The organism is Pseudomonas sp. RIT-PI-a (assembly GCF_001187875.1).
GTDB classification, from domain to species: domain Bacteria; phylum Pseudomonadota; class Gammaproteobacteria; order Pseudomonadales; family Pseudomonadaceae; genus Aquipseudomonas; species Aquipseudomonas coleopterorum.
Genome location: NZ_LGIR01000026.1, coordinates 14,375 through 34,461, shown reverse-complemented (window position 1 = coordinate 34,461; position 20,087 = coordinate 14,375). Strand labels below are relative to the sequence as shown.

Genomic DNA, 20,087 nt, shown 5'->3' with positions numbered 1-20,087 from the left:
GCAGGCCTCGTGCCAACGGATTCTAACCCGTGTAAACGCATGTATGTCAAAGGATTTGCCCGGCGCCGCCCATACGTCGCAGGCAAGCGCGCAGGGTCCGCGGCCCACAAACACAACGGGCGCCCTGAGGCGCCCGTTGTGTCGAACCGATCAGCTTCAATCGGTCACCATCAGCCGATGCTCATCAAGCTGGCGTTGCCGCCGGCCGCAGCGGTGTTCACGCTCAGTGCCCGCTCGATCACCAGACGCTCCAGGCAGATCCCGGTTTCACCCTGGGACAGGCCGTGCACGCCGACGATGGCACCACCGCGTTTGGCGACTTGCTCGCAGACCGCACGCAGCTGATCGGAATCACCGTGATGCAGCACTGCGTCGAACAGCACCTCGTCCTTGTTCCACTCCGGTACCAGCTTGACCCGTGCCTGGACTTCCTTGGGCAGACGGGCGCGCACGGCCTTGCTCAAGGCATTGTCCGGCAGCACTGCGCTGGAGCCCACGGCCATCACCGCCGCCAGTTGCACCAGCAGGTCGGCTTCCACCTCGGCCAGGCACAGCACGTGCTCGCGCGGCAGGATGGTGTAGCTGTTGCGTTCACCGGTCGGGCCATCGAGCAGACGGGTCACGCCGCTCTGCGACTGAATGGCAAATTCGCCGCACAGTTGTGCCAACTCGGCCTGCTGAGTGCTCGCAGCCCAGGCTTGCAGCGCCTGCAATGGCTTGCCCATGGCATCGCGCAGGCGCACGTCGGGGGCGAGCCCGGCGTCGCTGCGCTGGAACGACTGGGCGATGGCATCGTTGGGTCGGGTCGACAGCAGGCGGTACAGGTACAGCGGGCCACCGGCCTTGGGACCTGTGCCCGACAGGCCCTCGCCGCCGAACGGCTGCACACCCACCACGGCGCCCACGATGTTGCGGTTGACGTAGACGTTGCCGGCATGGACGTTGTCGATCACCTTGGCGATGGTCTCGTCGATGCGCGTGTGCACGCCCAGGGTCAGGCCATAGCCGGAAGCGTTGATCTGAGCGATCAACTGATCCAGATCGCGACGCTTGTAGCGCACCACGTGCAGCACGGGACCGAAGATCTCGCGTTGCAGCTCGTCGAAGCTTTCCAGTTCGATCAGGGTTGGCATGACGAAGGTGCCGCGCTTGATCTCGGCGCTGTCGGCAATGGCCATCTGGTAGACGTCACGGCCTTTGTCGCGCATGCCCTGGATGTGCTTCTCGATGCCGGTCTTGGCTTCGGCGTCGATCACCGGGCCGATGTCCACGCTCAGGCGCTCGGGGTTGCCCAGGCGTGCTTCGGCCATGGCGCCCTTGAGCATTTCGATCACACGGTCGGCGGAATCTTCCTGCAGGCAGAGCACGCGCAGGGCCGAGCAACGCTGGCCGGCGGAGTCGAATGCCGAGGACACCACATCGATCACCACCTGTTCGGTGAGCGCCGAGGAATCGACGATCATCGCGTTCTGGCCACCGGTTTCGGCGATCAATGGAATCGGACGCCCTTGCGCATCCAGACGTCCGGCGATGTTGCGCTGCAGCAGCCGCGCCACCTCGGTGGAGCCGGTGAACATCACGCCTTTGACCCGCTCATCGCCCACCAGCCGTGCGCCGACGGTTTCACCGCGGCCCGGCAGCAGTTGCAGCACGCCCTCAGGAATGCCGGCGTCGAGCAGCAGGCGCACGGCCTGAGCGGCCACCAACGGAGTTTGCTCCGCAGGCTTGGCCAGCACCGGGTTGCCCGCGGCCAGCGCCGCAGCCACCTGACCGGTGAAGATCGCCAGCGGGAAGTTCCACGGGCTGATGCACACCACAGGCCCCAGCGGGCGATGGGCGTCGTTGTTGAAATCATTGCGTGCCTGCACCGCGTAGTAGCGCAGGAAGTCCACGGCCTCGCGCACTTCGGCGATGGCGTTGGCGAAGGTCTTGCCGGCCTCGCGGGCCAGCAGGCCCATCAACGGCTGAATCTCGGCTTCCATCAGGTCCGCGGCGCGCTCCAGTACGGCGGCGCGCTCGGCTGGCGGGGTGGCCTGCCAGATCGGGCCGTTGATCAGCGCACACTGAATGGCGTTGTCGACGTCGGTGACCGTGGCCTCCTGAACATGGCCGACCACGTCGCGCAGATCGGACGGGTTCAGCACTGGCTGGGCCGGTTCGTTGCTAGCCTCGCAGCCCAGCAGCGGCAGGGCTTTCCAGTCGTTGTGAGCCGTGGCCAGCAGGGCGGACGACAGCGATGCGAGGCGATGTTCGTTGGCCATGTCGATGCCGGCCGAGTTGGCCCGGTCGCTGCCGTACAGATCGCGCGGCAGAGGGATGCGCGGGTGCGGCAAGCCGAACTGGCCTTCCTGGGTCGCCATCCGCTCGATGGTGGCCACCGGGTCGGCGACCAGTTCCTGAATGGAGATGGACTGATCGGCGATACGGTTGACGAACGAGGTGTTGGCGCCGTTCTCCAGCAAGCGCCGGACCAGGTAGGCCAGTAGCGTTTCATGGGTGCCGACCGGTGCATACACGCGGCATGGACGGTTCAGCTTGCCATCGGCAACCTTGCCCACGACCTGCTCGTACAGCGGTTCGCCCATGCCGTGCAGGCACTGGAATTCGTACTGGCCGGGGTAATAGTTCTGGCCGGCAATGTGGTAGATGGCCGCCAGCGTATGGGCGTTGTGGGTCGCGAACTGCGGGTAGATGACTTCCGGCACCGACAGCAGCTTGCGTGCGCAGGCCACATAGGACACGTCGGTGTACACCTTGCGGGTGTACACCGGGTAGCCTTCCAGGCCCTCGACCTGGGCGCGCTTGATTTCGCTGTCCCAGTAGGCGCCTTTCACCAGGCGGATCATCAGGCGATGACGGCTGCGACGAGCCAGGTCGATGACGTAGTCGATCACATACGGGCAGCGCTTCTGGTAGGCCTGGATGACGAAGCCGATACCGTTCCAGCCGGTCAGCTGCGGCTCGAAGCACAGGCGTTCGAGCAGGTCCAGCGACAGCTCCAGGCGATCTGCCTCCTCGGCGTCGATGTTCAGGCCGATGTCGTATTGCTTGGCCAGCAGGGTCAGCGACAGCAGGCGCGGGTACAGCTCTTCCATCACGCGCTCGTACTGGGCCCGGCTGTAGCGCGGATGCAGCGCCGACAGCTTGATCGAGATGCCGGGGCCTTCATAGATACCGCGGCCGTGGGAGGCTTTGCCGATCGAGTGGATCGCCTGCTCGTAGGAGGCCAGGTATTTCTGCGCATCGTGCTCGGTCAGCGCCGCCTCGCCCAGCATGTCGTAGGAGTAGCGGAAACCCTTGCTCTCGAATTTGCTGGCGTTGGCCAGGGCTTCGCCGATGGTTTCGCCGGTGACGAACTGCTCGCCCATCAGGCGCATGGCCATGTCGACGCCCTTGCGGATCATCGGCTCGCCGCTCTTGCCGATGATGCGGCTGAGCGAAGACGACAGGCCCGATTCGTTGTGCGTGGACACCAGCTTGCCGGTCAGCAGCAGGCCCCAGGTCGCAGCGTTGACGAACAACGATGGGCTGTTGCCCAGGTGCGGGTGCCAGTTGCCGGTGCTGATCTTGTCGCGGATCAACGCATCGCGGGTGCCCTTGTCGGGGATGCGCAGCAGTGCTTCGGCCAGGCACATCAAGGCCACGCCTTCCTGGGAGCTGAGCGAAAATTCCTGCAGCAGGCCCTGAACGATCCCGGCACGACCGCCCGCGCTTTTCTGGTTGCGCAGCTTCTCGGCGATGCGCGCCGCCAGCTTGTTGGTGGCATCGGCCATGTCGGCCGGCAGGCGTGCCTGCTCCAGCAGCATCGGCACCACCTCTGGCTCGGGACGACGATAGGCGCCAGTGATCGCGGCGCGCAGTACCGACTGCGGCAGGATGCTTTCGGCGAATTCGAGGAAGCACTGGTGCGCGTGGTCCGGCAGAATATCGCCCGCGTCGTCATTGCCACTCACCCCGGCCCCGGACAGCTCGGTCAGCGTTGCGCCCCCTTCAAGCTTCTCCAGATAGTTGAAGATCGCCTGCTTGATCAACCAGTGCGGCGTACGGTCGATGGACTGCGCGCAAGCCTTGAGGCGTTCGCGGGTCGGGTCGTCCAGCTTGACGCCCAGGGTGGTGGTTGCCATTTCTTGTCCTCATCAGGGCCACGGTGCGTGGCAATAAAGCCGGCGGCAAGATTAGCCGTGCGCTTTGCGGGGTGCAACTAGGTGCAACCTTGATCTGGATGAAAGTTGCACCGCTCGACGGAAAACCTTTTTGCATGGGTTGAATCTGCACAAATCCGGTGCGGGTGTGTACCCGTAAACAGGCAAATGCTCCGAAAGGAAGCAGATGCGTCGTGTTTATCCAGATGTTTCCAAAGGTGCAACTTGCTTGCCAAAAGGGTTGCGCCTGCCCGTAATGCCGGCCTAAAGTTCGGCCCCCTCCAGGTCAACCCGCACGTTTTGCAATCTGCCGACCTGCGTCATGAACGCCGAAGCGCGCTCGCAGGCTCATAAAAACAAAGCAAGGAGACACCCCATGAGTGTCAGCAATCCCACGCTGATCACCTTCGTGATCTACATCGCTGCCATGGTCCTGATCGGCCTGTTCGCCTACCGCTCCACCAACAACCTTTCCGACTACATTCTCGGCGGACGCAGCCTTGGCAGCGTGGTCACCGCATTGTCGGCCGGTGCCTCGGACATGAGCGGCTGGCTGCTCATGGGCCTGCCGGGCGCGATCTACCTGTCGGGTCTTTCGGAGGTCTGGATCGCCATCGGCCTGATCATCGGCGCCTACCTGAACTGGTTGTTCGTCGCGGGCCGGCTGCGCGTGCAGACCGAACATAACGGCGACGCGCTGACCTTGCCGGACTATTTTGCCGGGCGCTTCGAAGACACCAGCGGCCTGTTGCGGATCATCTCCGCGGTCGTGATCCTGGTGTTCTTCACCATCTATTGCGCATCCGGCATCGTCGCCGGCGCGCGGTTGTTCGAAAGCACCTTCGGCATGTCCTATGAATCGGCCTTGTGGGCTGGCGCCGCGGCGACCATCGCCTACACCTTCGTCGGCGGCTTCCTGGCGGTCAGCTGGACCGACACCGTGCAGGCCACGCTGATGATCTTCGCCTTGATCCTCACGCCCATCGTCGTGGTGCTGGCCACCGGCGGTGTCGACACGGCGTTCCTGGCCATCGAGGCGCAGAACCCGGCCAATTTCGACATGCTGCGCGGCACCACTTTCATCGGCGTCGTTTCGCTGCTGGGCTGGGGCCTTGGCTACTTTGGCCAACCGCACATCCTCGCGCGCTTCATGGCCGCCGACTCGGTGAAATCCATCGCCAAGGCCCGGCGCATTTCCATGACCTGGATGATCCTTTGCCTGGGCGGCACCGTGGCCGTGGGCTTTTTCGGCATCGCCTATTTCTCGGCCAACCCCGGGCTGGCAGGTGCAGTGAATGAAAACCACGAGCGGGTGTTCATCGAACTGGCCAAGATCCTCTTCAACCCGTGGATTGCCGGCGTGTTGCTGTCGGCCATCCTGGCGGCAGTGATGAGCACCCTCAGCTGCCAGTTGCTGGTGTGCTCCAGCGCCCTGACCGAGGACTTCTACAAAGCGTTCCTGCGCAAGGGCGCGTCTCAGCGCGAGTTGGTCTGGGTCGGTCGCATAATGGTGTTGCTGGTGGCGCTGGTCGCGATCTGGCTGGCGTCCAATCCCGAGAATCGCGTGCTGGGTCTGGTCAGCTACGCCTGGGCAGGATTCGGCGCGGCATTCGGGCCGGTGGTGCTGATTTCGGTGGTCTGGAAAGGCATGACCCGCAACGGCGCCCTGGCCGGCATTCTGGTGGGCGCGGCGACGGTGATCCTCTGGAAACACTTCGAGCTGCTGGGGTTGTACGAGATCATTCCGGGCTTCGCGTTTGCCAGCCTGTCCATCGTGATCGTCAGCAAGCTGGGCCGTGGTCCGTCACCGGCCATGATCAGCCGCTTCGAACGCGCCGAGGCGGCTTTCCACCAAGGCAAGTGATGCATTGCTGGCTACCGTCTCCTCCGTAGGAGCGGTCATCGGCCGCGAAAGACACACCGCGTACATCAGGTGGTGCGCGCTGCCTTCTTCGCGGGCAGAGCCCGCTCCCACATGTTCTCTGCCGTCCTGTGGGAGCGGGGCGGGCGGCTGAGCCCTCTGCCCGCGAAAGGGCCCGTCCAGCCTCCGCAAAAATCCTATCTGAAATGCTAGACTCCTGCCCATCTGCAGGAGTCCCCATGAACTATCGTCATGCCTTCCACGCCGGCAATCACGCCGACGTGTTCAAACATATCGTCCTCACCCGGTTGATTGCGCTGATGTCGCGCAAGGAACAGCCGTTCGCCTATATCGACACCCATGCCGGCCTCGGCCTGTACGACCTGAGCGGCGACCAGGCGACCCGCACCGGTGAATGGCTCGAAGGCATCGCCCGCCTGTGGCAGGCCACCGACCGCCCCGCGCTGACCGACGACTACGTCAAGGTGATCAACCGCCTCAACGCCGAAGGCGAGCTGCGTTACTACCCAGGGTCGCCCGAGCTGGCGCGGCGGCTGATGCGCCAGCAGGACCGCGTGCTGCTCAACGAAAAGCATCCGGACGATGGCCAGTTGCTCAAGGACAACATGAAGAAGGACCCGCGGGTGGCGGTGCACCTGGGCGAGGGCTGGCACGTGCCGCGAGCCTTGCTGCCCGTGGCCGAAAAACGCGCGGTGATGCTGATCGATCCGCCGTTCGAACAACTGGACGAGTTGCAGCGCTGCGCCAAGGCCATGAAAGAAACCATCGGCCGCATGCGCCAGACCGTGGCTGCCATCTGGTACCCGATCAAGGACGATTCGCGCGCCCTCAAGCGTTTCTACCAGGAGCTCACCAGCAGCGGCGCGCCAAAGCTTCTGCGCGTGGAGCTGCTGGTGCACCCGCTGGACACGCCACAGAGCCTGAACGGCTCGGGCCTGGTCATTTCCAACCCACCGTGGGGGCTGGAAGAAGAGCTCAACACGCTGATGCCCTGGTTGGCCAATCTGCTCGGCCAGAGCCAGGGCGGCTGGAAGATGGACTGGCTGATCGCCGAATGACCCTCAGGGTGTGAGGCACACCCCGGTTCCGCCCAGCCCGCAATAGCCTTGCGGGTTCTTGGCCAGGTACTGCTGGTGATACGCCTCGGCGTAGTAGAAGGTCGGCGCCGGTTCGATCTGTGTGGTGATCTCGGCGTGTCCGGCTGCGGTCAGCTCGGCCTGGAAAGCGTCGCGGGTCGCCTCGGCAGCGGCCAGTTGCTGCGGGGTTGTGCAGTAGATCACCGAGCGGTACTGAGTCCCGATGTCGTTGCCCTGGCGCATGCCCTGGGTCGGGTTGTGCGACTCCCAGAACACCTTCAGCAACGCTTCGTAGGACGTCACCTGCGGGTCGAACACCACCAGCACCACTTCACTGTGCCCGGTCAGTCCCGAGCAGGTTTCCTCGTAGGTCGGGTTGGGCGTCATGCCGCCGGCGTAACCGGCCGCCGTGGTGTACACGCCAGGCTGCTGCCACAGGCGACGTTCCGCGCCCCAGAAACATCCGAGGCCGAAAATTGCTGTTTCAAGCCCCTCGGGAAAGGGACCCTGCAGCGGCTTGCCGTTGACGAAGTGCGCCTCCGGTACGCTGATCGCGGTGTCCCGGCCGGGCAGGGCCTGTTGAGCGGTGGGCAAGTCTTGTTTCTTCACCAGAATTTCCGAACGCAGGACCATCGTGCTGTTCCTCTCTCGTGTGCGGGCAAACCTTCAGACCTGCAGTTTGCCCGAATTCGCCGAGAACGTCAGACCGCCGGCCCGCGGGGGTAGCGTTTGAGCCGTTCGATCAGCTCGGCGCCGGGAATCGGCTTGTCGAATAGATAGCCCTGGCCCACATCGCAGCGCTGACGGCGCAGGAATGCCAGTTGCTCGGCGGTCTCGATGCCCTCGGCCACCACCTTGAGCTTGAGGTTGTGCGCCATGGCGATCACGGCCGATGTGATCTCCATGTCGTCCTGGTTGTCCGGGATCTCGTGGATGAAGCTGCGATCGATCTTGATCACATCGATGGGGAATTTCTTCAGGTAGCTGAGCGAAGAATAGCCGGTGCCGAAGTCGTCCATGGCCAAGGTGAGGCCCAGGCGCTTGAGCTGGTCGAGTTGCTGATGGGTGTCCACGGTGGCTTCCAGCAGCAAGCCTTCGGTCAGCTCCAGCTCCAGCAACGAGGCGTCCAGCGCTTCTTCTTGCAGAATATTGGCGATGGAAGCGACCAGGTCGGGGTCGGAAAACTGCTTGGGCGACAGGTTGATCGCCACCTGCAGGCGACCGAGGCCAGCGGCGGTCATGGCTTTGCTCATGCGGCAGGCCTGCCGGGCGATCCACTTGCCGATGGGGATGATCAAGCCGGTCTCTTCGGCCACGCTGATGAACTGATCGGGCCGGATCATGCCTTTTTCCGGGTGGTTCCAACGCAGCAGCGCCTCCATGCCCAGCAGGCGACCCGAGCGCAGGCACAGTTTGGGCTGGTAGAACACATCCAGTTCATTCTGGGTCAAGGCGCGCCGCAGGTTGTTCTCCACGAACAGCTTGTAGCTGGCCTCGGCGTTCAGCGCCTCGGTGAACACCTGCACTTGATGCTTGCCGTTGGCCTTGGCCTTGTGCAGGGCAAGGCCGGCGTTTTTCATCAGGGTCTGCGGGTCACGCCCGTGTAGCGGCGCACAGGCCAGGCCCACGGAGCCGGTGACGTTGATCAACTGGTTGTCCACGAACATCGGCTTGTCGAGGGTCAGCAGCACCTGTTGGGCGATACGCTGGCCGGCCTCCAGGTCGGTGTCGTGCAGCAGCACGGCGAACTCGTTGCTGGCAAAGCGTGCCAGGCTGCCGGCCGGGCTCAGGCTGTTGCGCAGGCGACGCGACAGGCTGACCAACAGCTTGTCGCCGGTCTGGTGGCCGAGGCTGTCGTTGATCCGCTTGAAATTATCGATGTCCACCAGCATCAGGCTGATCGGCCGGTCGCTGTCGTGAGCGAAGCTTTCGTCCAGGCTGCGGATGAACGCCGGGCGGTTGCCCAGATTGGTCAGGTTGTCGGTATAAGCCAGGCGCTCGATGCGCTGCTGGGCCAGCTTGCTTTGGGTGATGTCCTCATAGATGCCGATGTAGTGGGTCAGCTCACGGTCATCGCCGTAGACCTTGGAGATCGACAACTGGCCCCAATAGGGCTCCAGGTTCTTGCGCCGGCTCTTGAATTCGCCTTGCCAGCTGTTGCCGTTGGCCAGGCTCGATGGCGCGTCGAACAGCAGTTCGCTGAGGTTCTCCAGAGCGGGTAGATCCGCCAGGCGCTTGCCGTGGACTTCCTCGGTGCTGTACTGGGTGATCGCGGTGAAGCTGGGGTTGACGTACTCCACCACGCCATCGCAATTGACCAGCAGAAAGGCATTGGCACTTTGCTCCACCGCACGTTGAAACAGGTTCAAGGCACTGGTGGCCGCACGGCGGTCATGGTTGTTGATCACCTGGGCGAAGTGGTCGGCGAGCTCGCCGGCAAAGGCAATCTCGTCGGCGCGCCAGGCACGTCCGCCGCCACTCTGCTCCAGGCACAGGACACCGACCACTTGGCCGTCGATGCGGATACTGGCATCGAGCACGGAGCGAACGTCGCGCAGCGCCAGCAACGGCGCCAGCTGGCACGTGCGCCGATCGGTGGCTACATCGCTGGCGTCGATAGCGCGACTGGTGTGCAGCGCCGTCAGATAGTCCGGGTAGTCGCTCAGGTCTACCGCCTGCGGGCAGCCATGGGCCTGGCGCTCGCGATAATAAGCAGTGATGGGCAGCAATTGCTGACCCTGCAAATTCCACAGGCTGGCGCAATCCACGGCATAGATGTCACAGGCGTTGCGCGTGATCAGCTCCGCAGCTTCGAGCAAAGGCTTGTGAGTGCCGTAGCGCTGCTGGGCCAGGCTCAGGATCAAGGCCTGCTGGGCGCTGGCGCGCTCCAGGTGCTGCAGTTGTTCGCGTTGCGCCAGCTGGTTCAGTTCAAGCGCCATTTGCAGTGGACTGCTCACGCCGGTCGGCTCCACAGCGCTGTCGAGCACGCTATCGACGGCGTCGTCGACGACCACCAGGTAGCCGCGCAACAGCTGTCGATTGCGTTGGCGAAACGCCTCGCCCAACTCCATCAGGTGCAAGCTGCCTTGGTTGCTGTGCAGGGTATAGCGCACGACGTAATGGGTGCTGTCGACCAATTGCGCCTGAATGGCATCGTGCAGACGATGACGGGCCGCCGGCTCCATCAGGCACGCATACGGCGAGCCGGTCAGCGAGCACAGCTCCGCCGCCGGCAGGCCAAAGACGCGTTCGCAGTTCGGATCCAGGAAAAGCAGGGCCCAACTGGCCTCGTTCAGCCGCTCGAAACGCAGCATGCCCAGGCGCGAGGGCACCGGCAGCTGCGTCACTACCTCGGCCACCATGCGGTTGGCGGCATCGGGCTGGCTTTTCATTGAACACTCGCTTCAAGAGTACTGGTCGCGCAGAGACAACAATCCCTACAGGCTGGGGTCCCTACAGGCTCGCGCGTGGGGCAAGGTTGCATCATGGCGCTCGGGCTTACAAGCGATACAGTGGCTCGGTGCTTCCATGTTGTCGGCAGGCGCACAAAATTCTGGAATTGGATCCGAAAATACCGGGTGATGAAGGCATCTACCGTATGGGTTGCGTGCGAATAATGAACTTCGGGGTCAAATTCGGGGCAAAAAAAACCCACCGCGAGGTGGGTTTTTCTTATCCGGCCAGCCTTACAGCAGCATGGTACGGATGTCGGTCAGCAGCTCGCCCAGACGCTTGGTGAAGCGGGCAGCGGCGGCGCCGTTGATCACGCGGTGATCGTAGGACAGCGACAGCGGCAGCATCAGCTTGGGCTGGAACGCCTTGCCATCCCAAACAGGCTGGATGGTGGCCTTGGAAACACCCAGGATCGCCACTTCCGGCGCGTTGACGATCGGCGTGAAGCCGGTGCCGCCAATGTGCCCGAGGCTGGAAATGGTGAAGCAGGCGCCTTGCATGTCGTCGGCCGAGAGCTTCTTGGTCCGGGCTTTTTCAGCCAGGGCCGCGGCTTCAGCTGCCAGTTGCAGCAGGCTCTTCTGGTCGACGTTCTTGATCACCGGTACCAGCAGGCCATCCGGCGTATCGACCGCGAAGCCGACGTTGACGTACTTCTTGCGGATGATCGCCTTGCCGCTAGGGGCCAGCGAAGCATTGAAGTCCGGCAGTTCCTTGAGCAGGTGCGCGCAGGCCTTGAGCAGCAACGGCAGCACGGTCAGCTTGACGCCGGCCTTTTCCGCCACGGCTTTCTGCGCCACGCGGAACGCTTCCAGCTCGGTGATATCGGCCTGGTCGAACTGGGTCACGTGCGGCACGTTCAGCCAGCTGCGGTGCAGGTTGGTGGCACCGGCCTGCATCAGGCGGGTCATCGGCACTTCTTCGGTTTCACCGAAGCGGCTGAAGTCGACGACTGGAATCGGCGGAATGCCCGCACCACCGGTAGCGCCGGCCGCAGCGGCCGGTGCTTCCTTGGCCTTCTGCATCATCGCCTTGACGTAGACCTGCACGTCTTCCTTGAGGATGCGGCCGTGTGGGCCTGTCGGGCTCACCGCGCTCAATTCGACGCCGAACTCGCGCGCCAACTGGCGAACGGCCGGGCCGGCCTGAACCTTGGCGCCGGCGGGCTTGGCCGGGGCGGCAGCAGGCTTTTCCGCGGCCGCAGCAGGGGCGGGGGGGGCGCGGGGGTCGGTTCGGCGGGCGCGGGGGCAGGGGCGGCCGCCGGGCAGGCGCCGCGGGGGCAGCGCCAGCCACTTTCAGCTTGAGGATCAGATCGCCGGTGCCGACTTCGTCTTCCAGCTTGACGCTGATGCTTTCGACCACGCCGGCAGCCGGAGAAGGAATCTCCATGCTCGCCTTGTCCGATTCCAGAGTGATCAGCGATTGATCGGCCTCGACCGTGTCGCCGGCCTTGACCAGTACTTCGATGATCTTGGCTTTGCCAGCCGAACCGATGTCCGGCACATGGATGTCCTGCACGCTGTCGCCGGCAGACGCTGCGGCCGGCTTTTCAGCCGGTGCAGGCGCCGCCGCGGCAGGCGCGGGAGCAGCGGCGGCCGGGGCAGCAGCGGGGGCTGCGCCTTCGACAGTCAGCTTGAGGATCAGGTCACCGGTGCCGACTTCGTCGTTCAGGTTGACGCTGATGCTCTCCACCACGCCTGCGGCAGGCGAAGGGATCTCCATGCTCGCCTTGTCCGATTCCAGAGTGATCAAGGACTGATCGGCGGTGACGGTGTCACCCACCTTCACCGAAATCTCGATGATCTGCGCCTTGCCCGACGAACCGATGTCCGGCACGTGGATATTCTGGCTCGAAGCGGCAGCCGGGGCCGAAGCGGGCGCCTCGGCCGGTTTGGCTTCGGCTTTTTCTTCGATCTTTGGCTCGGCGGCAGGCTCGGAAGCCTGGGGCGCTTCTTCAGCACCCTCGACGTCCAGCTCCAGCAGTTCGTCGCCTTCTTTCAGGCGGTCGCCCAGCTTGACCTTGATACTTTTCACGACGCCCGCCTTGGGCGCCGGCACTTCCATGCTGGCCTTGTCCGACTCGAGGGTCAGCAGGCTCTGCTCGGCCTCGATGCGGTCGCCGACCTTGACCAGCAATTCAATGACTTCACCTTCACCGCTGCCGATGTCAGGTACGCGAATGAGTTCGCTCACAAAAAATCTCCTCAGCAGTTCAGTGGGTTGCGTTTGTCAGGGTCGATACCGAACTTGACGATGGCCTCGGCCACCACCTTGGCTTCGATATCGCCGCGATCTGCCAAGGCTTCCAGGGCAGCCAGCACGACGAAGTTGCGGTCCACTTCGAAGAAGTGACGCAGCTTCTTGCGGCTGTCGCTGCGACCGAAGCCATCGGTACCCAGGACTTTGAATTCCTTGGAAGGAACCCACTGACGAATCTGCTCGGCGAACAGTTTCATGTAGTCGGTCGACGCGATGACCGGACCTTTACGGCCGCTCAGGCATTCTTCGACGTAGGTGGTCTGCGGCTTCTGCCCAGGGTGCAGGCGGTTCGAGCGTTCCACGGCCAGGCCGTCGCGGCGCAGTTCGTTGAAGCTGGTGACGCTCCATACGTCGGCTGCGACGTTGAACTCTTCGCGCAGGATCTTCGCCGCTTCGCGGACTTCACGCAGGATGGTGCCCGAACCCAGCAACTGGACGTGGTGCGCCGCTTCCTTGGTGTCTTCCTCGAGCAGGTACATGCCCTTGATGATGCCTTCCTCGGCGCCGGCCGGAATGGCAGGCTGGGTGTAGGCTTCGTTCATCACGGTGATGTAGTAGAAGATGTCCTGTTGCTCTTCGGTCATCTTCTTCATGCCGTCCTGAATGATCACCGCCAGCTCGTAGCCGTAGGTAGGGTCATAGGTGCGGCAGTTCGGGATGGTCGCGGCAAGCAGATGGCTGTGGCCGTCTTCGTGCTGCAGGCCTTCGCCGTTCAAGGTGGTCCGGCCGGCGGTGCCGCCGATCAGGAAGCCACGGGTACGGCTGTCGCCGGCGGCCCAGGCCAGGTCGCCGATACGCTGGAAACCGAACATCGAGTAGAAGATGTAGAACGGCAGCATCGGCTGGTTGTGGTTGCTGTACGAGGTACCAGCAGCGATGAACGACGACATGGCGCCGGCTTCGTTGATGCCTTCCTCGAGGATCTGGCCCTTCTTGTCCTCGCGGTAGAACATCACCTGGTCTTTGTCGACGGGATCGTACAGCTGGCCGACGGAAGAGTAGATGCCCAGCTGGCGGAACATGCCTTCCATACCGAAGGTACGTGCTTCGTCCGGGATGATCGGGACGATGCGCTGACCGATTTCCTTGTCCTTGACCAGCTGCGACAGGATCCGCACGAAGGCCATGGTGGTGGAGATTTCACGGTCGCCCGAACCGTCCAGGATCGCCTTGAGGGTTTCCAGTGGCGGGGTCGGAACGCTGAAGCTCTTGGCCCGGCGCTGCGGCACGAAACCGCCTAGGGCAGCACGGCGCTCGCTCAGGTAGCGCGCTTCGGCGCTGCCTTCTTCAGGCTTGTAGAACGGCAGGCTTTCCAGGTCCTGGTCCTTGACCGGGATGTCGAAGCGGTCGCGGAATTTGCGCAGGCTGTCGACGTCGACCTTCTTGGTGTTGTGCGCGGTATTCTTGGCTTCGCCTGCACCGGTGCCGTAGCCCTTGATGGTCTTGGCCAGGATGACGGTCGGCTGTTCCTTGTGGTTCACCGCCTGATGGTAGGCCGCATAGACCTTGTACGGGTCGTGGCCACCACGGTTGAGCTTCCAGATCTCGTCGTCGGACAGGTCGGCGACCATGGCCTTGAGTTCCGGGGTATTGAAGAAGTGCTCACGGACGAACGCGCCGTCCTTGGCCTTGTAGTTCTGGTACTCGCCGTCGATGACTTCGTCCATGCGACGCTGCAGGATGCCGTCGACGTCCTTGGCCAGCAATGGGTCCCAGAAACGGCCCCACACCACTTTGTTGACGTTCCAGCCACCGCCGCGGAACACGCCTTCGAGTTCCTGGATGATCTTGCCGTTGCCGCGAACCGGGCCGTCGAGGCGCTGCAGGTTGCAGTTGATGACGAATATCAGGTTGTCCAGCTTCTCGCGGCCTGCCAGGGAGATCGCGCCCAGGGATTCGGGCTCGTCGCACTCGCCGTCGCCCATGAAGCACCAGATCTTCTGCTTGCCGGCCGGGATGTAGCCGCGCGCTTCCATGTACTTCATGAAGCGTGCCTGGTAGATCGCCTGGATCGGACCCAGACCCATGGAAACGGTCGGGAACTGCCAGAAATCAGGCATCAGCCAAGGGTGCGGGTACGAGGACAGGCCTTTGCCGTCCACTTCCTGGCGGAAGTTGTTCATCTGGTCTTCGCTGATGCGGCCTTCCATGAAGGCGCGTGCGTAGACACCAGGCGAGGCGTGGCCCTGGAAGTAGATGAGGTCGCCGCCGTGTTCGTCGGTCGGCGCCTGGAAGAAGTAGTTGAAGCCGATGTCGTACAGGGTCGCGCTGGAGGCGAAGCTGGAGATGTGGCCGCCCAGATCCGGGTCGCGCAGGTTGGTCCGGACCACCATCGCCAGTGCGTTCCAACGCACCAACGAGCGAATGCGGCGTTCCATGAACAGGTCGCCAGGCATGCGTGCTTCGTGGGTGACGGGGATGGTGTTGCGGTACGGCGTGGTGATGGCGTAAGGAAGTTGTGAGCCACTGCGGGTGGCCAACTCACCCATGCGGGTCATCAGGTAGTGAGCGCGGTCTTCGCCTTCTTTGTCGAGGACCGACTCCAGGGCATCCAGCCATTCCTGGGTTTCGACGGGATCGAGGTCTTGCATGGCTTGCTCCAGGGCGGAAAGGCTTCCAGAATCGAAGCCTGAGTTTGCGACTGGCCTTGTGGGCAGACGATATTGAATTCTTGGATTACCGGCAGCTTTTCCGGCGCGCTGTAGTTTTACTACAAATCCCTGCCCTTTTCATGCCCTTGCGGGTGGAGGGCAGCGGGGGAAACACAGGATACAGGCTTTTGGCCCCCTGTCCGGTTGTGGCTTGCATCGCAACCTGTGATCGAATGTATTCGACTGCAGGCTGTGCTGGAGATAATTCTGCCAAGTTCAGTCGGGATTTAGCTATTTATCACCTTTGTTCGACAGTTCAGGGACAGATGAACCTGTCTATACAGACCTTTACTGGGCTCTTCACGCTGCACAAGGATAGACCATGAACCTGCCTTTGCTGGTCGAAATTCCGGCCGTTCTCATGCCTTTGGTGTCGCGCAATCGCGAGTCGTTCCAGGCGGCTGTGGTGGCGGCTGAGGGTCTCTTCGCGGGCAGAGCCCGCTCCCACACTCTCCATGGCACTACTGGGATTCATGTGGGAGCGGGCTCTGCCCGCGAAGAGGCCCTCCCCGTCACCACACCTTTGGACTGGCCCACCGACCGCTGGCAACAATGGGACCGCGTCACCACAGCCAGCGACTTCGTCCTGCAGCAAGCCATCCAGAACCCCGCCATGCTGCTCGACCTCATCGCCAGCGGCGATCTGGACCGGCCCTTCAAGCCTGGTGAACTGCGCGAACAGATCGCCCAGGCCCTGGCCCAGGCAAACAGTGAAGACGAACTGGCGCGCACCCTGCGCCGCCAGCGTGCGCGGCAACAGGTGCGCATCATCTGGCGCGACCTCAACCGCCTGGCCGACCTGGTACAGACCTGCCGCGACCTGTCGGACATGGCCGACGCCTGCATCGACCAGGCCTACCAATGGCTGTACCCGCGCCACTGCCAGCAGTTCGGTACGCCCATGGGCCGGCGCAGCGGCGAGCAACAGCACATGGTCGTGCTGGGCATGGGCAAGCTGGGCGCGGTGGAGCTGAACCTGTCGTCCGACATCGACCTGATCTTCGGTTACCCCGAAGGCGGCGAAACCCAAGGGGTCAAGCGTCCGCTCGACAATCAGGAGTTCTTCATCCGGCTCGGCCAGCGCCTGATCAAGGCCCTGGACCCGATCACCGTCGACGGTTTCGTCTTCCGCGTCGACATGCGCCTGCGCCCCTATGGCTCGTCCGGCGCTCTGGTGCTCAGCTTCAACGCGCTGGAACAGTATTACCAGGACCAGGGGCGCGACTGGGAACGCTACGCCATGATCAAGGCGCGCGTGGTGGCCGGTGACCAGCAGGCCGGTGCGCAGTTGCTCGACCTTTTACGACCGTTCGTCTACCGCCGGTATCTGGACTTCTCGGCCATTGACGCGTTGCGCACCATGAAGCAGTTGATCCAGCAGGAAGTACGGCGCAAGGGCATGGCCGACAACATCAAGCTGGGCTCCGGTGGCATCCGCGAAATCGAGTTCATCGCCCAGGCGTTCCAACTGATCCACGGCGGGCGTGACCTGAGCCTGCAGCAGCGACCCTTGCTCAAGGTGCTGGCGACCCTGGAGGGGCAGGGCTACCTGCCGGCTGCGGTGGTCGATGAGTTGCGCGAGGGCTATGAATTCCTGCGTTACACCGAGCACGCCATCCAGGCCATCGCCGATCGGCAGACACAGATGCTGCCCGATGACGAGCTGGACCGTGCGCGCGTTGCCTTCATGATGGGCTTTGCCGACTGGTCAGCCTTCCATGAGCGCCTGATGCACTGGCGCAGCCGCACCGCCTGGCATTTCGCGCAGGTGATCGCTGACCCGGATGAAGACGCCGAGGCCAGCGATGCTCTGGTCATCGGCGGCGAATGGCTGCCGTTGTGGGAAGAAACCCACGACGCCGATTCGGCCTGCCGACAACTGCAGGAAGCTGGTTTCAGCGACGCGCGCCAGGCCCTCAAGCGCCTCGAAGACCTGCGCGCCAGCCCGCAACTGCGCGCCATGCAGCGCCTGAGCCGCGAACGTCTGGATGCCTTCATCCCGCGGCTGCTGGCCCAGGCGGTGGAACACGCCGACCCGGACCTGATCCTGGAGCGGGTCTTGCCGCTGGTGGAAGCCGTGGCACGGCGTTCGGCGTACCTGGTGCTGCTCACGGAAAACCCCGATGCGCTGCGTCGCCTGCTGACTCTGTGCGCCGCCAGCCCATGGATCGCCGAGCAGATCGCCCGCTTCCCCTTGCTGCTCGACGAATTGCTCAACGAGGCGCGCCTGTTCAACCCGCCATTGGCACCGGAGCTGGCGGCCGAGCTGCGTGAACGGCTCACGCGCATCCCCGAGGACGACCTGGAACAGCAGATGGAAGCGCTGCGTCATTTCAAGCTGGCGCACAACCTGCGCGTGGCGGCCTCGGAAATTGCCGGTGGGTTGCCGTTGATGAAGGTCAGCGATTACCTGACCTGGCTGGCCGAGGCGATTCTGGAGCAGGTGCTGGCGCTGGCCTGGCGTCAGACCGTGGCCCGCCACGGAGTACCCAAACGGCCCGATGGCAGCGACTGCGATCCGGCGTTCGTCATCGTCGGCTATGGCAAGGTCGGTGGTATCGAGCTGGGGCACGGCTCGGACCTGGACCTGGTGTTCATCCACGACGGCGACCCGAGCCTGGAAACCGATGGCGCCAAACCGATCGACAGCGCCCAGTTCTTCACCCGCCTGGGACAGCGCATCATCCACCTGCTGACCGCGCAGACCAACTCCGGCCAGTTGTACGAGGTCGACATGCGCCTGCGCCCCTCTGGCGCGGCGGGGCTGCTGGTCAGTTCGGTGGCGGCGTTCTCGCGCTATCAGCAGACCGAGGCCTGGACCTGGGAGCACCAGGCCCTGGTGCGCGCCCGGGTGCTGGTGGGCTGTCGCCAGACCGGTGCAGCGTTCGAGCAGGTGCGCGGCGCCGTGCTGGCCAAGCCACGCGACCTGGACACCTTGCGTGCCGAGGTCAGCGACATGCGTGCGAAGATGCGCGATAACCTCGGCACGCGTCAGACCGCGGCAGGGCGAGGCGCCAATGCCTTCGAAGCTGGCCAGCGCTTTGACGTCAAGCAGGACGCCGGTGGTATCGTCGATATCGAATTTATGGTGCAATACGCGGCTCTGGCGTGGTCGGGCAAACACCCGGACCTGCTGCGTTATACCGACAACATTCGCATTCTCGAAGGCCTGGAAGAGGCCGGATTGTTGCCCGCCGCCGATGCCGGATTGCTGCGCGAAGCCTATAAGGCCTACCGCTCGGCCGCCCATCGCCAGGCCCTGCAGAAGCAGGCCGGGGTGATCCCGGGCGACCAGTTCACCGATGAACGGCGTGAGGTGATGCGGATCTGGGGTGAGCTGGGGTTGAGCTGATAGCAGCACTCCCATGGTGCCCCTGTAGGAGCGGTCAGCGGCCGCGAAAAGGCCACGCGGTTCTTCCGGCACCACGCGGCGCCTGATTCGCGGCCAATGACCGCTCCTACGGTACTCCCACATGGGGTCACTGTGGGAGCGGGCTCTGCCCGCGAAAGGGCCCTCACTGACACCCCACTGGAACCTGCAAACCAGCACCACCCGACTGACTGTTCTGGAAAACTATGAGAATTCTGATCATTGGGCCTAGCTGGGTCGGTGACATGGTAATGGCACAGACCCTGTTCCAGAGCCTCAAGCAACGGCACCCCGATTGCCTGATCGACGTGCTGGCACCCGAATGGAGCCGCCCGATCCTGGAGCGCATGCCGCAAGTGCGCGCGGCCTTGAGCTTTCCGCTCGGCCACGGCGCGCTCGAACTGGCCACGCGCCGACGCATCGGCAAAAGCCTCAAGGGTCAGTACGACCAGGCCATCCTGCTGCCCAACTCGCTGAAATCGGCGCTGGTGCCGTTCTTCGCCGGCATCCCCAAACGCACCGGCTGGCGTGGCGAGTTTCGCTATGGCCTGCTCAACGACGTGCGCACGCTGGACAAGCAACGCTACCCGTTGATGATCGAACGCTTCATGGCCCTGGCCTTCGAGCCCGGCGCTCTGCTGCCGCAGCCGTATCCACGTCCCGAGCTGCGCATCGACCCGGCCAGCCGCGACGCCGCGCTGGCCAAGTTCGGCCTGGCCCTGGACCGTCCGGTACTGGCCCTGTGCCCCGGCGCCGAGTTCGGCGAGGCCAAGCGCTGGCCTTCCGAACACTACGCCGAAGTGGCCGAGATCAAGATCCGCGAAGGCTGGCAGGTCTGGCTGTTCGGTTCCAAGAAGGATTTCCCGGTAGGCGAGGCCATTCGCGAGCGGCTGATTCCGGGCCTGCGCGAGGAAGCCTATAACCTGTCCGGCGAGACCGCCCTGGCCGAAGCCATCGACCTGATGTCCTGCGCCGACGCCGTGGTTTCCAACGATTCGGGCCTGATGCACGTGGCCGCCGCGCTCAACCGACCGCTGGTGGCGGTGTACGGCTCGACCTCGCCCGGCTTCACGCCACCCTTGGCGGAAAAGGTCGAAGTGGTACGCCTGGGCCTGGACTGCAGCCCGTGTTTCGACCGCACCTGCCGCTTCGGCCACTACAATTGCCTGCGCCTGCTGGAACCCCAGCGGGTTGCCGATGCGTTGCAGCAGGTGGAAGGGCCGGCCACGGTCGAACTGACAGTCAAGGCGGAATGAA

General features: G+C 63.7%; 8 protein-coding genes and 1 pseudogene. 4 read left to right on the top strand and 5 right to left on the bottom strand.

Features of this window, described 5'->3' with window-relative positions:
- Nucleotides 1–170: 170 nt before the first annotated feature.
- Nucleotides 171–4,124, bottom strand: coding sequence for a trifunctional transcriptional regulator/proline dehydrogenase/L-glutamate gamma-semialdehyde dehydrogenase (putA, locus tag AC788_RS15375; protein WP_049861457.1), 3,954 nt, complete (start codon nt 4,122–4,124; stop codon nt 171–173).
- Nucleotides 4,125–4,518: 394 nt separating this feature from the next.
- Between putA and putP the strand changes: the two genes are divergently transcribed.
- On the top strand, nt 4,519–6,006 hold the full coding sequence (putP, locus tag AC788_RS15370) for a sodium/proline symporter PutP (protein ID WP_049861456.1): 1,488 nt from the start codon (nt 4,519–4,521) through the stop codon (nt 6,004–6,006).
- A gap of 236 nt (nt 6,007–6,242) precedes the next feature.
- Nucleotides 6,243–7,082, top strand: coding sequence for a 23S rRNA (adenine(2030)-N(6))-methyltransferase RlmJ (locus AC788_RS15365; protein WP_049861455.1), 840 nt, complete (start codon nt 6,243–6,245; stop codon nt 7,080–7,082).
- 3 nt (nt 7,083–7,085) lie between these two features.
- Here the strand turns inward: AC788_RS15365 and msrA are convergent, their stop codons facing one another.
- From msrA to aceE, 4 genes and pseudogenes are all read right to left on the bottom strand, one after another.
- Nucleotides 7,086–7,733, bottom strand: a complete 648-nt coding sequence (gene msrA / locus AC788_RS15360; protein WP_049861454.1) for a peptide-methionine (S)-S-oxide reductase MsrA — start codon at nt 7,731–7,733, stop codon at nt 7,086–7,088.
- A 68-nt stretch (nt 7,734–7,801) separates the two neighbouring features.
- Nucleotides 7,802–10,492, bottom strand: a complete 2,691-nt coding sequence (locus AC788_RS15355) for a putative bifunctional diguanylate cyclase/phosphodiesterase (RefSeq protein WP_049861453.1) — start codon at nt 10,490–10,492, stop codon at nt 7,802–7,804.
- Between the two features lie 294 nt (nt 10,493–10,786).
- Nucleotides 10,787–12,743: pseudogene (gene aceF, locus AC788_RS15350) on the bottom strand (dihydrolipoyllysine-residue acetyltransferase).
- 11 nt (nt 12,744–12,754) lie between these two features.
- Nucleotides 12,755–15,400, bottom strand: coding sequence for a pyruvate dehydrogenase (acetyl-transferring), homodimeric type (aceE, locus tag AC788_RS15345; RefSeq protein ID WP_049861452.1), 2,646 nt, complete (start codon nt 15,398–15,400; stop codon nt 12,755–12,757).
- 382 nt (nt 15,401–15,782) lie between these two features.
- Between aceE and glnE the strand changes: the two genes are divergently transcribed.
- Nucleotides 15,783–18,812 (top strand): bifunctional [glutamate--ammonia ligase]-adenylyl-L-tyrosine phosphorylase/[glutamate--ammonia-ligase] adenylyltransferase, encoded by a 3,030-nt coding sequence (gene glnE / locus AC788_RS15340; protein ID WP_049861451.1) that lies wholly within the window; start codon nt 15,783–15,785, stop codon nt 18,810–18,812.
- A gap of 224 nt (nt 18,813–19,036) precedes the next feature.
- Nucleotides 19,037–20,086, top strand: a complete 1,050-nt coding sequence (waaF, locus tag AC788_RS15335) for a lipopolysaccharide heptosyltransferase II (RefSeq protein WP_049861450.1) — start codon at nt 19,037–19,039, stop codon at nt 20,084–20,086.
- Nucleotide 20,087: the final 1 nt, after the last annotated feature.